Below are 17,862 nucleotides of genomic sequence, written 5' to 3'. Positions count from 1 at the left end.
TACAAGGGCGCCCCTCCGCCTTGCGATGCACGGCACCAGACGCCGTGAGCCACGCCCTTCGGGCGCCCGGCGCTACTTTCAAAACACGCCCTAGGCGTGCGTGCCGGTCCTGCGGCGGAAGGCCAGGACCAGGCCGCCGCCCGCGGCCACGAGCACCGCGCCGCCGAGCGCGAGCGGGCCGACGGAGCTGCCCGTGGCGGCGAGGCCGCCGTTCGCCGTGATGCCGGTGGTGCTGGTGGTGCCGGTGGTGCCGGTGGTGCCCGCGGACGTCGCCGAGGAGCTCGCCGTGGCGGTCGGCGAGGCGGTGGCCGTGACGGTCGCCGTCGGGCTCGGCGTGGCACCGCCGTCCTTGGCGCTGATCACGACGGACGCCTTGTCGTTGGCGTGGTTCGGGTCCCACGGCTGGCCCTCGGTGCCCTGGGGCGTCCACCGGCCGACCGAGACGGAGCCCGCCGCGTTCGCCACGACCTGCTCGATCTTCAGCTCGAACGGGTAGCTGAACCTCTCCCGCTCGCCCACGACATGGCCGGTGGAGCAGAAGTAGCGCGGCGCGCCCAGCGCCTGCTCGCGGGCGGTGCCGTCGGCGTTGACGCCCTGGCAGCCGGCCGGGACCGCGGTGGCCCTCGTACCGGCCGGCAGCACGATGTCCGTACGGGCGACGCTCTCACCGGAACGCAGCTCCGCCACCCAGGCGGGCCCGTTGTTGCGGAAGCCGAAGTCCGCCCTGACCGTCTCGCCGGTCGCTCCGGCCAGGGCGACGGGCCAGGCCACGAGGTCGGCGTTGTTCTTCGTCCTGAAGTCGAACTCCTGGAGGTTGTTCCAGGGGTCGAGGTCCACCGACCGCGCGGAGGCCCCGGCGGTGGCGCGCTGCTGCGCGGCCAGCTTCTTCCCGCCGGCCGGCTTCTTCGACGTCGCGCCGGCCTTCGGCTGATGGCCGTCCGCGTACACGGCGTAGGTGACCGTGTCGGCGAAGGCGTGCGGGGCGGCCTTGAGCGTCAGGGGGCCGTCGACCCCGTAGACGCTGCCCGGCTCGTACTCGCCCTCCAGCAGGCACTGCACGGTGCTCCAGTCCGTGTTCAGGGGCCGGCCCTCACCGGTGTCCTCGGAGTAGGAGCAGTTGTCGTATCGCTCCAGCAGGTCGATGCCGTGCGTGGTGCGCATCTCCAGGACGACGCCCCGGACGGGCTCCGTGCCCTCGTTCGCGAAGACGATGGACAGGTTCTGCTTGTCTCCCGGCCTCTGCTGCTCCTTGAGCGGGGCCCGCTCCAGCACGAGGTCGGGGCCACCGACCCGGACCTTGGTGGTGGCGGCCTGGAAGGTGGCGCCGTCGGCCTTGCCGGTCACGGTGAGGTTCGCGGTGGCGCCCGCCTTGCTGCCCTCGGCGGCGCGCAGGTCCAGGTCGACGACGGTGCTCTCGCCCTTCCCCAGCGCGGGACGCTTGCAGGTGACGGCCGCCTCGGTGAGCGCGCAGTCCGAGCCCTGCTGCTTGGCGAGCGCGACGTCGGCGATCCCCTTGAGGCCGCCCAGGTCGATCGTGAAGGTGCTCTGGCGGCCGAACGTCGAGGCGGTGTCGTTGACGAGCCGGAATGCGACCGAGGTCTTCTGCGGTCCGCCGCCGTTCTGCCCGGGGTGCGGGCGCAGGCCGACCTCGGCCGGTCCGGCCAGGGTGAAGGCGGGGTCCGCGGCGTGAGCGGGAGTGGCCGCGAGCCCCAGGGCGGCGATGCCGCAGGCAGCCAGCAAGGAGATGCGCTTTCTCATGCTGCCGTTGACGGCCGAACGCGAGCCGCAGTTGCCTCCTTGGTGGTGTGATCGACACCACAGTCCGGCTTGGCGGATTCCGGTACAACCATCAAGGCTGAACATCTGTCACGTATGTACCGCGGTGGGTACCGCGCTCGGAGGGGGAGCGCGGTACCCACCGCCGTCATCCCGCGGGTTCCGGATCCCGCGGGGGAACCGCCGGGACCGCCAGGAACGGCAGCCGCAGCGCCCCGAACGCGTCGTGGGGGACGGCCGGCCGGACCGGTTCCACCGCATCCAGGCGGACGTACGCCGCGCCCTGTTCGGGCCGCGGGTCCCGCTCGCCCCTGTTCGGCCAGAACGACATCGCCCGCTCCGCCTGCGCGGTGATCGTCAGCGACGGGTTGACCCCCAGGTTCGCGGAGACCGCCGAGCCGTCCACCACCGAGATGCCCGGGTGCCCGTGGAGCCGGTGGTACGGGTCCACCACGCCGTCCTGCGCCGACGCCCCGATCGGGCAGCCGCCCAGGAAGTGCGCGGTCAGCGGTGTCCCCATCAGCTCGCCGATGTTGGAGCCCGGGAAGCCGTTGATCTCCTCGGCCAGCAGGGTCGCGGCCCGCGTGGCCTCCTCGATCTGCACCGGGTTCGGGGCTCCGTGCCCCTGACGGGCCGTGAGCAGCCCCTTTCCGATGCCGCCCGGCTTGCGGTACGTCGTCAGCGAGTTGTCCAGGGACTGCATGACCAGGCCGATGATGGTCCGCTCCGACCAGCGCCGGTTGGACAGCGACCGGGCCAGCTGGAGGGGGTGCTTCGCGGTCCTGGCCAGCCAGCCGCGGACCCGGTGGGCGCTGTGGGGGACCTGGAGGACGGTCATGAGCCCCATCGCGTTGGAGCCCTTGCCGTAGCGGACCGGCTCGATGTGGGTGTCGGCGTTCGGATGCACGGAGGAGGTGATCGCCACGCCCCGGGTGAAGTCGGCCCGCCGCTCCTTGCCGGGGCCCGCGCCGCGGCGCCTGCGGTAGCGGCGGTCGTCGGTCTGCGCGCCGACGATGCCCTCGGAGTTGGTACGGGTCAGCTCGCCGAGCCGCTCCGACAGCCGAGGCAGCTCGCCGCGGTCCTTCATGGTGTGCAGCAGGGTCTGCGTGCCGTACGTACCGGCCGCGACGACCACGTACCGGCAGCGCAGCACCTTCGCCTTCCCGCGGCGGCGGCCGTCGGTGGGCACGGTGCGGACGCGGTGGCCGCCGTCCGGGTGCTCGGACAGCGCGGTGACGGTCGTCATGGGGTGGATGACGGCGCCGGCACGCTCGGCGAGGTGCAGGTAGTTCTCGTTCAGGGTGTTCTTCGCGCCGTGCCGGCACCCGGTCATGCACTCGCCGCACTCGGTGCAGGCCCTGCGGGCGGGTCCGACGCCGCCGAAGTACGGGTCGGCACTCTCCTCGCCGGGCCGGACCCGGGGCCCGTCCGCGGCGTCCTCGCCGTCGCCGAAGAAGACGCCGACCGGGGCCATGTGGAAGGTGTCCGCCACGCCCATCTTCTCGGCGGCCGCCCTGAGGTGGACGTCGGAGGGGGTCATGGTCGGGTTGAGGCGCACCCCGAGCATCCGCTGGGCCTGGTCGTAGTACGGGGCGAGTTCCGCGCGCCAGTCGGTGATGGACGCCCACTGCCGGTCCTCGAAGAAGGCCCGCGGCGGCACGTACAGGGTGTTGGCGTAGTTGAGCGAGCCGCCGCCGACACCGGCGCCCGCGAGCACCATGACATTGCCGAGCAGGTGGATCCGCTGGATCCCGTACAGCCCGAGGGCCGGGGCCCACAGGTAGTTGCGCAGGTCCCAGCTGTTCTTCGGCAGGCTCTCGCGGGTGAAGCGGCGCCCGGCCTCCAGGACGCCGACCCGGTACCCCTTCTCGGTGAGGCGCAGGGCCGAGACCGACCCTCCGAAGCCCGATCCGATGACGATGACGTCGTAGTCGTAGGCGTCGTCGGATGCGTTGTCGGATGCGTTGTCGTGCGACACGGATACCCCCTCAGCGCAGTCGGAGAGCCTTCATGACCTTGAGGCTGCGGGTCATGAACTCCGCGTACTTCTCGTCGTCCATGCCCAGTGAGGGCGCCATCGGGACCAGCCGCTGGTGGGCGACGGTCTGGGCCTCGGTGTACTTGAGGATGCCCTCGGAGCCGTGGCGGCGGCCGAGGCCGGAGTCCTTCATGCCGCCCATGGGCGCCTGGGCGCTGCCGTAGGCGGGGGCGTAGCCCTCGTTGATGTTGACGGTGCCGGTGCGCAGGCGGGCGGCGACCCGGTGGCCGCGGCGGGCATCCTTGGTCCAGACGCTGGAGTTGAGGCCGTAGGCGGTGGCGTTGGCCTCCGCGATCGCCTGCTCCTCGTCGGTGAAGCGGTAGACCGAGACGACCGGGCCGAAGGTCTCCTCGCCGCAGACCGCCATGGGGGCCTCGACGCCGTCGAGGATGGTGGGCTCGTAGAAGAGCGGGCCGATGTCGGGGCGGGCGGTGCCGCCCGTGACGAGCGTGGCGCCCTTGGCGACGGCCTCGTCCACGTGCCGCCGTACGGTCTCCAGCTGGCGCTCGCCGACCAGCGAGCCCATGTCGGCGCCGTAGGCGAGGGACGCCCCGAGCCGCATGGCCCGGGTGCGGGCGGCGAAGCGTTCGACGAAGGCGTCGGCGATGGAGGCGTGGACGTAGAGCCGCTCGATGGATATGCACAGTTGGCCGGCGGAGGAGAAGCAGGCGCGGACGGCGCCCGCGGCGGCCTTCTCGACGTCGGCGTCGTGCAGGACGAGCATGGCGTTCTTGCCGCCGAGTTCGAGGGAGACCCCGACGAGCCGGTCGGCCGCACCCCGGGCGACCTCGCGGCCGGTGCGCGTGGAGCCGGTGAAGGAGACGTAGTCGGCATGGCGGACCACCTCGGGGCCGACGACGGGGCCCTCGCCGAGGACGATCTGGAAGACCTCGGCGGGCAGCCCGGCCTCGATCAGCAGGTCACGGGCCCACAGGGCGGTCAGCGCGGTCTCGGTGTCGGGCTTCATCACCAGGGCGTTGCCCGCGACGAAGGCCGGGAGGGCGTCACCCACCGACAGTTCGAGGGGGTAGTTCCAGGGGGCGATCTGGCCGACGACCCCGCGCGGCTGGCGCAGCTCGGTGACCTTGGTGAGGGTGGGCATCGCGCCCGTGTGGCCCTTGGGGCGCAGGTAGGCGGGCGCCTTGCGGCCGTAGTGGCGGGCCGAGACGGCGACGGCCTGGACCTCCTCGTGGGCGTGCAGGCGGGCCTTGCCGGTCTCCAGCTGGATCAGGTCGAGGATCTCGGCCTGCCGGACGAGGACCAGGTCGTGGAAGCGCAGCAGGACCGCCGCCCGCTTGCGCACGGGGACCGCGGCCCAGGCGGGCTGGGCGGCGCGGGCGCGGTCGAAGGCCTCGGCCACGTCCTCGGGGGTGGCCTCGGGGAGCTCCGCCAGCCGGTCCCCGGTGAAGGGGGTGTGGTTGGCGGTGCGGCCGGAGCCGATCACTCCGCGGGTCAGCCGTGCGACCAGGGCGGGCGTCACCACGTCGGCCGCGGTGCGGGCGTCGGCCGGGGCCGGGGCGACCGGGTTGGTGGGCCGCGGTGCGGTCCGGAGGGGGGCGGCGGGGGCCTGCGAGTCCGTCATGCCGGTGAGCGTATTGCGCCCGGCACCCTTTGGGTACCCGCCGGTAACCGGATTTTGCCTTTTCCGCCAGCGATCGCTGGCAGGATGCCGGGATCCGAGCCGATCAGGACTTCTTCGCGGGCGGCTCCCAGCCACTGAGCACGACGTCGAACTGCTGCTCGGTCGTGGCCCAGCTCGCCACCGGACTCGACATGTAGATGGCGTACTCCGTGCCGTCCGGGGCCACGTACATCTGCTCCTTGGCCCTGCGCGGACCGGGGTGGTTCTGCTTCTCCGTCCAGGTGAAGTCCCAGAGCGCCGCCCGTGTGCTGTCCCGGAAGGTGTTCTGGTTCAGCCGCACCTTCTTGTAGTCGGTCCGCTTCGCCACCTGCTTCTCCAGATCGAGCAGGTGCGCGTACGGGTCCTGGTAGTCCGGGGTGGAGTCGGAGGCGATCCGGATGAAGTGCTTCCCGTCGTCCGGGGTGTAGTCGATCTGGTCGCCGTTCGCCTGGCGCGTCCAGCCCTCCGGCACGAACAGGGTGAAGCCGGCGAGGGGGTCGACGACCTTCGTGTAGCCGGCCGGCGGGGCCGCCGCCTGCGGCTTGCCGTCGTCGCCCGACCGGCCGTCCGTCGCGCTCGCGACGCGGTCCGCGCCGCCGTCCGACCCGGAGCCCCCGGTGTACTTGAGCACCCCGAAGACACCGCCACCGCCGAGCAGCGCGGCCACCAGGGCCACCACCGCGGCACGCTTGAGCCAGCCGCCGTCCCCGTCGGCCGGGGCGGGCGCGGCCACCGCCCCGGAGACCGCGGGCTCCGGCAGCGGGGCCGTCGGCTCGACCTCGCCCTGCGGGGCGGGCTCCTCGGGCCGTTCCTGCGCCGCCGGGGCGAGCTCCTCGGAAGTGACCGCGCGCGTCGGCACGTACGCCTGCGCCGCCTTCGGCTCGCGGCCCTCCATGGCCTCCAGCAGCATCCGCTCGGCCTCTTCCGCCGAGGGCCGCTCCGTGGGGTCCTTGCGCAGCAGCGACGTGATCACCGGACCCAGCACCCCGGCCTGGCGCAGCGCGGGCGGCTCGTCGTTCACCACGGCCTGCAGGCTGGAGATGGGAGACGTACGGCGGAAGGGGGACCGGGCCTCCACCGCCGTGTACAGGGTGGCACCCAGCGACCACAGGTCCGAGGACGGGTCGGGGATCCCACCGGTCACCCGCTCGGGCGCCAGGTAGTCGATCGAGCCCACGATCTCGCCGGTCCGCGTGATGGACGAGTCGCCCTCGATCGCCGCGATCCCGAAGTCCGTGAGCAGCACCCGGCCGTCCTTGGCGAGCAGCACGTTGCCCGGCTTCACGTCCCGGTGCAGCACCCCGACCGCGTGCGCGGCGCGCAGCGCGGCCAGCACGTGCAGCCCGATCCGGGCCGCCTCGCGCGGCTCGATCCGCCCGGCCGCCTTGGCCGCGTCGGCGAGGGAGGGGCCGTCGATGTACTCCATGACGATCCACGGCCGGTCGTCGTGCTCCAGCACGTCGTGGACGGTGACCACCGCCGGGTGCTGGATCCGGGCCGCGGCCCGCGCCTCCTTCTGCGTCCGGGCGTGCATGACGTCCCGGTCCGCCTGGGCCACGTACAGGCCCGCCGTCAGTTCCTTGACCGCGACGGTCCTGTGGAGCAGCTCGTCATGCGCGCGCCACACCTTTCCCATACCGCCCCGGCCGATCGGCTCGACGAGCCTGTACCGGCCCGCCAGCACGGCGCCCCCACCTGTCTGCTGTTCCACGAATTCCCGCCGCTCTCTGCACCTCAGGCCAGATTACGGAGCCCACGGGGGCTGTCGGAACCGCCCGGGCGCCGAAAGGCGGCACTGTGACGCAATCGCCGTACTGATCAGTCGTCAATATCCGCTCATCCGCCCGCCTTGTAACTCGCCGTGGCCTTTTCGAAGACCTCGGTCACCTTGGTCTGTTCGTCCTCCGGACCGGTGACGAGGACGACGTGGTAGCTGCCCGCCAGCGCGACGACGAAATTGCGCGCGAACACGCTGCGGCCGGTCCCGTCGATCCACGTGTAGCGGCCCGTCGCCCGCAGTTGCCGGCCGACCCTGGTGGTCCTCACGTCCCCGACGGTCGACCAGGTGGAGGTCCGGTACGGCGTCAGCTCCGGCTCCTTGTCCTTCTGGTACGTCGCCGGGTCCGGATTGCCCTCGACCCTGTCCCGGCCGGGGACCACCGTCAGCACGAACGACCCGTTGGTGTAGCGCACCTGGCCAGCCTCATTGATCCCGCGGCGCTCCCAGCCCTCGGGGACGGCGATCTCGAAGTGCTCCGGATCCTGTTGGGTGGTGTAGCCGGGCGGGGCCGGCGCGGGCGGAGCCTGCGAGGCGGCGGGCCCCGTGGTCTGGGGCGCCGGCTTGGACTCGGGCGTTCCGGTGGGCACTTGGGAGGGGCCGGGCCCGGGCGACGCATGCGCGGTGGTCTCCCCGGGGCCGTCCTGCTCCTGCGGCACTCCGGCCCGCGGCATGAACAGCATCGCGTACGCGACGGCCCCGGAGAGCAGGACCAGGATGCCGACGAGCAGGGTCCGGCCGAGCGCCCGCGGCTTGCGCGGGGCCGCGGGATTGCGGTGCCGCCCGTGGACCTCGCCGCGGCGGCGTACGACGGGCAGCCGCGCGGGATCCGGCTCCGGCATCGGGAGCACGCCGAGCCCCGCGTCCGGCTCGGGCGCGGAGCGTACGAGCGAGCGCAGCCAGCCGCGCAGCTCCTCGAAGTCCGGCCGCTCGGTGGGGTCCTGGCGCAGCAGGGACTCCACGACCGGGCGGAGCGCGCCGCATTCCTCGGCGAAGGCGGGGGGCTCGGCGCAGACCATCTCGACGAGTTCGGCGACGCTGTCCTCCGGGTAGGGGGCATGGCCCTGCACGGCGCGGTAGAGCAGCGCGCCGAGCGCCCAGAGGTCGGTGGCGGGCCCGACGGGCGCCGCCAGTTGCCAGTGCCCGTGCACGGGGCCGGCCTGTTCGGGGGCCCACCGCTCGGTGATCGCACCGACCACGGCCATGCGTGTGTGCCGTGCCCGCTCGGCGTCGAGCCCGGTCCACGGGGCGGCCCGCGGGGCCCGTTCCGGCGGGGGCGCCGGGATCCCGGGGGGCTCGGCCTGGTGGTAGCCCTGTGGCAGGGCGAGTTGTGCGGGCAGGGCGGGCACGGCCGGCGGCTCGGTCCGGCTCCACTCGGGCCGGGCCGGGACGGGGCCCTCCCCGGGCCTCGGCCGGGGTGCGAGGTCGGCCTCGAAGCCGGCTTCTAGGCCGGCTTCTAGGCCGGCTTCTAGGCCGGCTTCTAGGCCGGCTTCCGGTGCGGCTTCCGGTGCGGCTCCGGCTCCGGCTCCGGGCCCTTCGGGTTCGGCCTGCGGCAGGGCCGGGCGGCGCGGGGTCGCGCCGTGCCAGGCGCCGGCCTCGGTCCCGGCTGCGGCGCCGGCCTCGGTTCCGGCTGCGGCGCCGGCCTCCGCTCCTCGGCCGTAGGGGTACGAGTATCCCTGCGGGAGGGTCGATCCCTCGGGCCTGCGCTCGGGCACCGTTCCCGGACCGGTGGCGGCCTCAGGGGCCGCTTCGGCCCTGCGCTGCTCGGTGACCCGGGCGGCGGCCCGCGCGCCCGCGCGGTAGGCGGCGACGACCCCGGCGCGCGCGGCGGCCTGCGGGTCGGCCCGGTCCCGCGGACGGCCGGGGGTGATGTGGTCGTTGTACCGCGGACCGGTGTCGTACCCGGGGGCCACGAGCGGCGCGTACCCGGGTGCTTCGGACGGGGGCGGAGATGCCGGGGCCGGGGCCGGAGGGGTCGGTGCGGGAACCGGTGACGGGGCGGGGGCCGGGCCCGGCCCCCAGCGTTCGTCGGGAGCGGAGTCGGCGGTGCGGGGGACCGGGTCGTAGCCGCACAGGGCCTCCTCCGCGGCGCCGGCCGCCAGGCCGGTCAGCACGACCCTGCCGTCCTCGCACACCAACACCGTGCGGACGGTGATGTTCCGGTGGGTCCAGCCGTGTGCGTGCAGCACCCGCAGCGCGGTGAGCACGTCCGACGCCACCTCGGCCGCCCGGTAGGGGCTGAGGGGTTCGTCGGCGAGCAGCGCGGCCAACGGCCTGGCCGGGACGAGTTCGCTCACTATCCACAGCGACTCGCCCTCGGCGAACACGTCGAAGACCTGGTCCAGCCGCGGATGGTCGGGAATCGCGGCCGCGGCCTGCGCCGCCTCGATCGCGCGGCGGACGGCCGGCAGGTCGGCGGGAGCGCGGCGGGCCGCCGGAACGGCCGACGGCCCGTCCACCAGCTCGGCGTCCACGACCTCCGGCAACGGCACCTGACGCACCAGGACTTCCTGTCCGCTGCGCGTGTCGAACGCCCGGGTCTCGACGAGCTCGTACGCGTCGGACGGCGGCAGCGGCAGGCGGTAGCGGCCAGCCAGGATCCGGCCCGCGTACTCCTCCACATCGCCTCCCCCGAGTGCGGTGGGCTCTCAGGGCCCCGCTGACACGATACGTCGACAGGGGCGCCTGCGTCCCGGGGTCAGCCGAGAGGCTGGAAGGTCTGGAAGGCGACCTCGCGCATCCGGGTGCACTCCGGGCCGTCCCACTGGTCCGCGGGGCAGCTGATCATGATGGCGTAGCCGTGCGTGGCATCGGTCTTGAAGCCGCGGTTGAGGACGCGCGTCTTCACCCCGCCGTGCTCCCGCTCGAACTCCCAATCCGCGACGGTCGGATAGCCCCGGTACTCCGTCTTGTCTATGCGGATCTCCCGGTAGCCCTTGCTGCTGCCGCCCACCGCGGGGGCCAGCTTGGCCCAGGCGAGGGCCGCGTCGTCGCCCGGTTTGCCGGTGAAGTCGACCTGGATCCGCGGGAATCCGCCATCGCGGCTGAAGATCCCGCCGGAGTTGTCGCCCGCGGTGCCCGTCCGCTTGAACCCCTCGGGCATCGCCATCGAGAAGTGGAAGCCGGGCTCCGTCACCATCACGAACCCGGCGGGGAGCGCGCCGCCCGCTCCCCCGGTCGTGGCGCCCTGGCCCTGGCCCTGGTCCTGTCCTTGGCCGGCGGTCTGCTGGCCCTGGTCCTGGCCCTGGCCGGCGGCGCCCGCGTCGGTACCGGCGCCGGCGGTGCCGCCCGCGCCGGACTCACCGGTGTTCCCCGACGGCTTCGGGGAACCCTGCTCGGCGCCGCCCGAGGTCTGCGGGGCGGACGCGGCCGGGGTGACCTGACCGCCCTTGCTCTGGTCCTTCCTGTCCTTGTCGTCGCCGCCGAGGGCGTAGACGATCAGCGAGCCGACCACCACGAGGACGGCGATCACGGCGGCCGCCGCGAGCGCGATGGTGCGCCGCGGCATGACGTCCGTGAGCGGCGCGACGACGGCGGCGGGGCGGCCCTTCGGCGCCTCCGCGGCCGAGACCGCGACGGCCGGGGCGGCCGGAGCGGCCGTTGGCGCCTTGCGGGCGGCCTTCAGCGCGGCGCGGGCGCGTTCGCGCTGCTCCCGCTCCCGGCGCTCCCGTTCCTTCTTCGCGGCCTTGGCGGCGGCCTTCTCCGCGGTGGCCTTCTCGGCGGCCTGCCGAGCGTCCGCCAGCGATATCTGCCGGGTCTGCTCGGCGACCGCGGGCGCCACGGGGGCGGGCACCGGCTCGGGCGCGGCGAGGACGGCGGTGAGCATCTCCCGGGCGCGCTCCTCGTTCAGGCGGCGGGCCGGGTCCTTGGCGAGCAGACCGTAGATGACATCGGTGAGCGGACCGGCGTTCTTCGGCGGGTCGACCGGCTCGGTCATGACGGCGGTGAGCGTGGCGAGCGCGGACCCCTTGTCGTACGGGGGCACGCCCTCGACGGAGGCGTACAGCAGGCCGCCGAGCGACCACATGTCGGCGGGCGGGCCGGGCTTCTGGCCGCGGGCGCGCTCGGGCGAGATGTAGGAGGGCGCGCCCACGAGCATGCCGGTGGAGGTGACGGAGGGGTCCCCCTCGACCTGGGCGATGCCGAAGTCGGTCAGGACGACACGGCCGTTGCCGGCGATGAGCACGTTGGAGGGCTTGACGTCCCGGTGCAGGATGCCCTGGCCGTGGGCGGCGCGCAGGACTTCGAGCACGGCGAGGCCGACCTCGGCGGCGCGGTGCGGGGTGAGGGGGCCGTTCTCACGGATGAACTCGGCGAGCGAGGGCCCCTCGATGAGCTCCATGACGATCCACGGCCGGGCGTCCTCGTCGACGACGTCGTAGACGGTGACGGCGCCGCCGCTGCGGATCCGGGCGATGGCCTTGGCCTCGCGGAGGGTGCGGGTGATGAGGCGGCGCTTCTCGTCGTCGTCGACCCCGCTGCTGAAGCGGAGTTCCTTGACGGCGACGGTGCGGCCCAGGGTCTCGTCCTGGGCCCGCCAGACGGTGCCCATGCCGCCCTTGCCGAGCACGGCCCCCAGCCGGTACCGGCCGGCCAGCAGCCGCCCTTCGTGCCGGCCGTCCCCGGCCGCCTCGGCCGCGGCGGCCTTGACGGCGGCCGCCATCGCGTCGGCCTTCTCGACGACAGGGTTCCCCCCGGTCGCCCCGACCGCCGCCTTGCCGGCACCCGCAGGCGCCACCGCGGGTGCGGACTTGGCCGGCCCCGGCCCGGCGGCCGCGGGCTTCGCGTCCTCCGCCGGCTCCGCCGCAGGAGCGGACTTCGTCCCGCCGGGCTCGGCGGGCGCGGCCTTACTCAGGCTCGGCGCGGCGGCGGGCTCCGCCTCGCCGTCCGGCTCCGCCGCGGGCGAGGACGCGGCCTTCGGCCCGTCGGACTCCGCGTCACCGCCGGTCCGCGCCGCAGGCACGGCCCTGCCCGGGCCAGGCTCCGCAGCCTCGGGCGGCGCGCCGGTGCCCGGCTTCGCGGCACGCGCCGGCTTCGCGTCAACGGCCTCGTCCGCCGCAGTTGCGGGCTTCGCGACCGCCGACCTCGCGTCACCGACCGGCTCCGCGGCCGGGGCCGCAGCGGCCTCGGCCGGATCCGGCTTCGCGCCACCATCCGGCTCCGCCGCGGTGGGCGACGCCGCGTCAGCGGCGGTCCGCGCCGCAGCCACGGCCTTGCCCTTCCTCGGCTCGGCAGCCGCAGCGGAACGCTCGGGCTTCGCCGCAGGCGACCCCGCAGAGGCGCCGTCGTCAAGCTCCGCCGCAGGCGCCCCGGCAGGTGACTCGGTGTGCTCCGGCTTCGACATGCGTCCCCTCTGCGATCGTGCCGCTGCTCCGCCCGCCCCAGCGGCTGAGCGACCCGGCGGCCGGGGCCCACGGTAACCCGCCCCGGCAGAGCCATCATTGTTCCTCACTCCGCAACGGACGGACCCCCCGGGTCTGCGGTTCCGCCTTCCGTATCCCGGAGTTACAACGGAACGATGTCGGGGGCCCCCAGCCGGGCCGCGTCCGCCGTCTGGTCGTCCGGCTGCCGCTGCGATTCCCGTTCCGCCTGGACCCTCTTCTCGTAGTGCTCCACTTCCTTCTCGATCTGCTGCTTGTCCCACCCCAGCACCGGAGCCATCAACTCCGCGCACTCCCGCGCCGACCGCGTCCCCCGGTCGAAGGTCTCGATCGAGATCCGCGTCCGCCGCGTCAGCACGTCGTCCAGGTGCCGCGCCCCCTCGTGCGAGGCCGCGTACACGATCTCCGCGCGCAGGTAGTCGTCCGCCCCGGTCACCGCCCTGCCCAGTTCCGGGTCGTCGGCGACCAGGCCGAGCAGTTCCTCCGTCAGCGTCCCGTACCGGTTCAACAGGTGTTCCACCCGCACCACATGAAGGCCCGTCCGGGCCGCGAGCCGGGCCCGCCCGTTCCACAGGGCCTTGTACCCCTCGGCCCCCACCAGCGGCACGTCCTCCGTCACGCACGGCGCCACCCGCTGGTCCAGCCCGTGCACCGCCTCGTCGACGGCGTCCTTCGCCATGACCCGGTACGTCGTGTACTTGCCGCCCGCGACCACCACCAGCCCAGGCACCGGATGCGCCACCGTGTGCTCGCGCGACAGCTTGCTCGTCGCGTCCGACTCACCGGCCAGCAGCGGCCGCAGGCCCGCGTACACACCCTGGACGTCGTCGCGCGTCAGCGGCACCGCCAGCACCGAGTTGACGTGTCCCAGCAGGTAGTCGATGTCCGCGCTGGACGCCGCCGGGTGCGCCTTGTCCAGGTCCCAGTCGGTGTCCGTGGTCCCCACGATCCAGTGCCGCCCCCACGGGATGACGAACAGCACCGACTTCTCGGTCCGCAGGATCAGCCCGGTGGTCGAATGGATGCGGTCCTTCGGCACGACCAGGTGGATGCCCTTCGAGGCCCGTACGTGGAACTGCCCGCGCTCCCCGATCAGCGCCTGGGTGTCGTCCGTCCACACCCCCGTGGCGTTGACGACCTGCTTCGCGCGGATCTCGTACTCGACGCCACCCTCCACGTCCCGCACGCGGGCACCGACGACCCGTTCACCCTCACGCAGGAAGCCGACGACCCTCGCCCGGTTGGCGCAGTGCGCCCCGTACGCCGCGGCCGTGCGTACGAGCGTGGTGACGTACCGCGCGTCGTCCATCTGGGCGTCGTAGTACTGCAGGGCGCCCACCAGGGCGTCCTTGCGCAGCGCGGGTGCCACCCGCAGGGCGCGGGTGCGCGACAGGTGCCGGTGCACCGGCAGGCCGCGGCCGTGACCGCTGGAGACCGACATGGCGTCGTACATCGCGACGCCCGCGCCGGCATAGAGCCGCTCCCAGCCCTTGTGCTGCAGGGGGTACAGGAAGGGCACGGGCTTCACCAGGTGCGGGGCGAGGCGCTGCAGGAGCAGACCGCGCTCCTTCAGCGCCTCCCGCACCAGGGCGAAGTCGAGCATCTCCAGGTACCGCAGACCGCCGTGGACCAGCTTGCTCGACCGGCTGGAGGTGCCCGAGGCCCAGTCCCGCGCCTCCACCAGACCGGTGGACAGGCCTCTCGTGACGGCGTCGAGCGCGGTACCCGCACCTACCACGCCCGCACCCACGACCAGCACGTCCAGTTCCCGCTCGGCCATCCGGGTGAAGGCCACGGCTCGCTGCGCCGGCCCCAGTGTCGCTGTCCTCACGGCTGCCTCCCGTCGGTGCGGGTGAGATCCCGCTCACATGCCCCCGTTTCACGATTCTGACGTCCCGCACTCGCATCAGCCACCGCCTGTGGACAACACAACGGTGGCGTTCACCCCGGAATGCGACATATCTGTCATATATAAGCCTAGTCTGACATTGCGCCAGCTCCCCTGCCCTCGGGAGGACTTGCGCGGCACCCCCTCACGCCAGGGAAGGGACGGCATCCCCATGCCCGCAGACCTCGCCGTCATCGGACTCGGCCACCTCGGCCTTCCGCTCGCCCAGGCGGCCGTCTCCGCCGGGATCGAGACGGTCGGCTACGAAAGCGGCCCGGTCACCGACTCCACTCTCTCCGCTGCCGAGATCCGCCGCATGTCGGCGGCCGGCTTCCGGGTCACCACCGACCCCGCCGAGCTCGGCCGGGTCCGCACGGCCGTCATCTGCGCACCCACCCGGCTGGGCGCCGACCGCGCGCTGGACCTCTCCGCCGTGGGCGGCGCGGGCCGCGCGCTCGCCGCACGGCTGCGCCCCCACACCACGGTGATCCTCGAATCCGCCGCCCACCCCGGCGTCACCGAGGACTACCTGCGGCCGATCCTGGAAGAGGGATCCGGACTCCGCGCGGGCCGGGACTTCCACCTGGCCTACTCCCCCAGCCGCCTCGACCCCGGCAACCGGACGCACGGCATCGCCAACACGCCCAAGGTGATCGGCGGCCTCACCCCCGCCTGCACCGAGTCCGCGCACGCCTTCTACGCCCGCCTCACCGAGAAGGTCGTCCGCGCCCGCGGCCTGCGCGAGGCCGAGACCGTGCAGCTCCTCGAAACCAACTACCGCCACGTCAACATCGCCCTGATGAACGAGATGGCCGTGCTCTGCCACGACCTCGGCGTCGACCTGTGGGACGTCATCCGCTGCGCCGAGACCAAGCCGTACGGCTTCCAGGCCTTCCGCCCCGGCCCCGGGGTCGGCGGCCACGGGGTCCCCATCGACCCGAACTACCTCCCCCACACCACCCGCACCCCCGGCCACCCGCTGCGGATGGTCGGCCTGGCGCAGGAGATCAACGACCGGATGCCGCAGTACGTCATCCAGCGCTCCGCGACCCTGCTGAACGAGCACGGCAAGTCCGCCCGCGGGGCCCGCGTCCTGCTGCTCGGGGTCACGTACAAGCCCGACCTCGCGGACCAGGAGGGCTCCCCGGCCGGCGAGATCGCCAGCCGCCTCATCGACCTCGGGGCGCTGATCAGCTACCACGACCCGTACATCACGGGCTGGCGGGTCAGGGACCGGCCGGTCCCCCGCGCCGAGTCCCTCTACGAGGCCGCGGCCGACGCCGACCTGACGATCCTGCTCCAGCACCACCGCACCTACGACATGCAGGCCCTGGCAGTGAAGGCCCAGCTCCTCCTCGACACCCGCGGCGCCGGCCCGGCGGGCGCCGCCCACCGCCTCTGAGCACCGGGACCCAGTCGACCCACCGGGTGTGCAACATTCGTTGCACAGATGTTGCACCCGGAGTATTCTGACCGTATGGCGACGACCATAGGGTTCAGGCCCACCGAAGAGGACGAGCGGATCATCGCGGCGGCCATGCGCGACGGCGAGCGCACCAGCGACGTGATCAGACGGGCACTGCGACTGCTGGAGCGGGAGGCATGGCTCGAACAGGCCCGCGCGGCAGCCGAGCGGCTGGCGGACGAGGACCTGAACACCGAACCGGACGCCTGGTGATCCGGGGCGCCGTCTACCGCGTGGACCTGGGCGACGCCAAGCGCGGGCACGAGCAGCGGGGCAAGCGCTTCGGGCTCGTTCTGAGCCCGAGCGGTATGGCCTGGAGCGTGGTGACCATCGTCCCCACGTCGACCAGCGCCCAGGATTCTCCCTTCCGTCCCGAGCTGGAGATCGGCGGAAGGCTCACCCGGTTGCTGGTCGACCAGATCCGCACGGTCGACGTGTCGTTCGTGCACGGCGACCCTGTGCACTATCTGGACCGCTACGAGCTCGCCCAGGTCGAACACGCCGTCACGCTGTACCTCGGCCTGTGACAAGCGCCGGAGGGCCGGCACCCCCGGTCGGGGTGCCGGCCCTCCGGCGGACGTACGGGGGTCAGCGGCGGTGCTGGGAGTCCGCGACCGTGACCTCGACCCGCTGGAACTCCTTGAGCTCGCTGTAGCCGGTGGTGGCCATCGAGCGGCGCAGCGCGCCGAAGATGTTCATCGAGCCGTCCGGGCTGTGCGAGGGACCGGTGAGGATCTCCTCGGTGGTGCCGACGGTGCCGAGGTCGACCTTCTTGCCGCGCGGGACGTCCTCGTGGACGGCCTCCATGCCCCAGTGGTTGCCCTTGCCCGGCGCGTCGGTGGCGCGGGCCAGCGGGGAGCCCATCATCACGGCGTCGGCGCCGCAGGCCACGGCCTTGGGGATGTCGCCCGACCAGCCCACGCCGCCGTCGGCGATGACGTGCACGTAGCGGCCGCCGGACTCGTCCATGTAGTCGCGGCGGGCCGCGGCCACGTCCGCGACGGCGGTCGCCATCGGGACCTGGATGCCGAGCACGTTGCGCGTGGTGTGCGCGGCGCCGCCGCCGAAGCCGACCAGTACGCCCGCGGCGCCGGTGCGCATCAGGTGCAGGGCCGCGGTGTAGGTGGCGCAGCCGCCGACGATGACCGGGACGTCGAGCTCGTAGATGAACTGCTTGAGGTTCAGCGGCTCGGCGGCGCCGGAGACGTGCTCGGCGGAGACGGTGGTGCCGCGGATGACGAAGATGTCCACGCCCGCGTCGACGACGGCCTTCGAGAACTGCGCGGTGCGCTGCGGGGAGAGGGCGGCGGCGGTGACGACGCCGGAGTCGCGCACCTCCTTGATGCGCCGGCCGATCAGGTCGGCCTGGATCGGCGCGGAGTAGATCTCCTGGAGGCGGCGGGTGGCGGCCTCCTCGTCCAGCTCCGCGATCTCGTCGAGCAGCGGCTGCGGGTCCTCGTAGCGGGTCCACAGGCCTTCGAGGTTCAGCACGCCGAGGCCGCCGAGCTCACCGATGCGGATGGCGGTCTGCGGGGAGACGACCGAGTCCATGGGGGCGGCCAGGAAGGGGAGCTCGAAGCGGTACGCGTCGATCTGCCAGGCGATCGAGACCTCCTTCGGGTCCCGGGTACGCCGGCTCGGGACGATGGCGATGTCGTCGAACGCGTACGCCCTGCGGCCGCGCTTGCCGCGCCCGATCTCGATCTCAGTCACGTGTGGTGGCCTTTCCTCTGGGTCTGCCCGTCCAGTATCCCCGAACCCCGGCGGGCCGCGTTCCGGTGACCGCTGTACGGACGCCATGCGAGAGGGGCGGGGGGCGGGCGGGGGGGGGGGGCCCCCCCCCCCACGCCGCGCCGCCCACCCCCCGGCGGGCGGTAGGGGTGAGGGTACGCAGCGGGGGGGGGGGATAAGTTTTT

At 73.5% G+C, this 17,862-nt stretch carries 11 protein-coding genes; 3 read left to right on the top strand and 8 right to left on the bottom strand.

Annotated elements, in window-relative coordinates:
- Positions 1–90: 90 nt before the first annotated feature.
- The 7 genes from ACIPXC_RS34405 to ACIPXC_RS34375 all read right to left on the bottom strand — a co-directional run bounded on the left by ACIPXC_RS34405 (position 91) and on the right by ACIPXC_RS34375 (position 14,424).
- Positions 91–1,758, bottom strand: a complete 1,668-nt coding sequence (locus ACIPXC_RS34405) for a peptidase (RefSeq protein WP_401626266.1) — start codon at positions 1,756–1,758, stop codon at positions 91–93.
- Between the two features lie 166 nt (positions 1,759–1,924).
- Positions 1,925–3,754 (bottom strand): GMC oxidoreductase, encoded by a 1,830-nt coding sequence (locus ACIPXC_RS34400; RefSeq protein ID WP_401626263.1) that lies wholly within the window; start codon positions 3,752–3,754, stop codon positions 1,925–1,927.
- A 10-nt stretch (positions 3,755–3,764) separates the two neighbouring features.
- Positions 3,765–5,396 (bottom strand): succinic semialdehyde dehydrogenase, encoded by a 1,632-nt coding sequence (locus tag ACIPXC_RS34395; RefSeq protein ID WP_401626260.1) that lies wholly within the window; start codon positions 5,394–5,396, stop codon positions 3,765–3,767.
- Between the two features lie 103 nt (positions 5,397–5,499).
- Positions 5,500–7,146: a protein kinase gene (locus tag ACIPXC_RS34390; protein ID WP_401626258.1), complete on the bottom strand. Its 1,647-nt coding sequence runs from the start codon at positions 7,144–7,146 to the stop codon at positions 5,500–5,502.
- Positions 7,147–7,271: 125 nt separating this feature from the next.
- Positions 7,272–9,833, bottom strand: a complete 2,562-nt coding sequence (locus ACIPXC_RS34385) for a protein kinase (RefSeq protein ID WP_401626255.1) — start codon at positions 9,831–9,833, stop codon at positions 7,272–7,274.
- A 77-nt stretch (positions 9,834–9,910) separates the two neighbouring features.
- Complete coding sequence (locus ACIPXC_RS34380) at positions 9,911–12,421, bottom strand: protein kinase (RefSeq protein WP_401626253.1); 2,511 nt, start codon at positions 12,419–12,421, stop codon at positions 9,911–9,913.
- A 296-nt stretch (positions 12,422–12,717) separates the two neighbouring features.
- Positions 12,718–14,424: a glycerol-3-phosphate dehydrogenase/oxidase gene (locus tag ACIPXC_RS34375; RefSeq protein ID WP_401626251.1), complete on the bottom strand. Its 1,707-nt coding sequence runs from the start codon at positions 14,422–14,424 to the stop codon at positions 12,718–12,720.
- Between the two features lie 229 nt (positions 14,425–14,653).
- Between ACIPXC_RS34375 and ACIPXC_RS34370 the strand changes: the two genes are divergently transcribed.
- From ACIPXC_RS34370 to ACIPXC_RS34360, 3 genes are all read left to right on the top strand, one after another.
- The gene (locus ACIPXC_RS34370; RefSeq protein ID WP_401626248.1) at positions 14,654–15,883 is read left to right on the top strand and encodes a nucleotide sugar dehydrogenase; all 1,230 of its coding nucleotides are present in this window, start codon (positions 14,654–14,656) and stop codon (positions 15,881–15,883) included.
- A 75-nt stretch (positions 15,884–15,958) separates the two neighbouring features.
- The gene (locus ACIPXC_RS34365) at positions 15,959–16,159 is read left to right on the top strand and encodes a hypothetical protein (protein WP_326477400.1); all 201 of its coding nucleotides are present in this window, start codon (positions 15,959–15,961) and stop codon (positions 16,157–16,159) included.
- Complete coding sequence (locus ACIPXC_RS34360; RefSeq protein ID WP_125539990.1) at positions 16,156–16,473, top strand: type II toxin-antitoxin system PemK/MazF family toxin; 318 nt, start codon at positions 16,156–16,158, stop codon at positions 16,471–16,473. The genes ACIPXC_RS34365 and ACIPXC_RS34360 overlap by 4 nt, the downstream gene beginning before the upstream one ends.
- A 61-nt stretch (positions 16,474–16,534) precedes the next feature.
- Here ACIPXC_RS34360 and ACIPXC_RS34355 read toward each other — a convergent pair whose 3' ends face one another.
- The gene (locus tag ACIPXC_RS34355; protein ID WP_401626245.1) at positions 16,535–17,659 is read right to left on the bottom strand and encodes a GuaB3 family IMP dehydrogenase-related protein; all 1,125 of its coding nucleotides are present in this window, start codon (positions 17,657–17,659) and stop codon (positions 16,535–16,537) included.
- Positions 17,660–17,862: the final 203 nt, after the last annotated feature.

Source organism: Streptomyces sp. NPDC090021 (assembly GCF_044748225.1).
Lineage (GTDB): Bacteria > Actinomycetota > Actinomycetes > Streptomycetales > Streptomycetaceae > Streptomyces.
This window is presented reverse-complemented; position numbering and strand designations above follow the sequence as displayed.

What these genes read in the sequence shown, in the direction of transcription:
- ACIPXC_RS34405 (WP_401626266.1), bottom strand. Translation starts at nt 1,758, where the DNA reads ATGAGAAAGCGCATCTCCTTGCTGGCTGCCTGCGGCATCGCCGCCCTG.
- ACIPXC_RS34395 (WP_401626260.1), bottom strand. Translation starts at nt 5,396, where the DNA reads ATGACGGACTCGCAGGCCCCCGCCGCCCCCCTCCGGACCGCACCGCGG.
- ACIPXC_RS34370 (WP_401626248.1), top strand. Translation starts at nt 14,654, where the DNA reads ATGCCCGCAGACCTCGCCGTCATCGGACTCGGCCACCTCGGCCTTCCG.
- ACIPXC_RS34365 (WP_326477400.1), top strand. Translation starts at nt 15,959, where the DNA reads ATGGCGACGACCATAGGGTTCAGGCCCACCGAAGAGGACGAGCGGATC.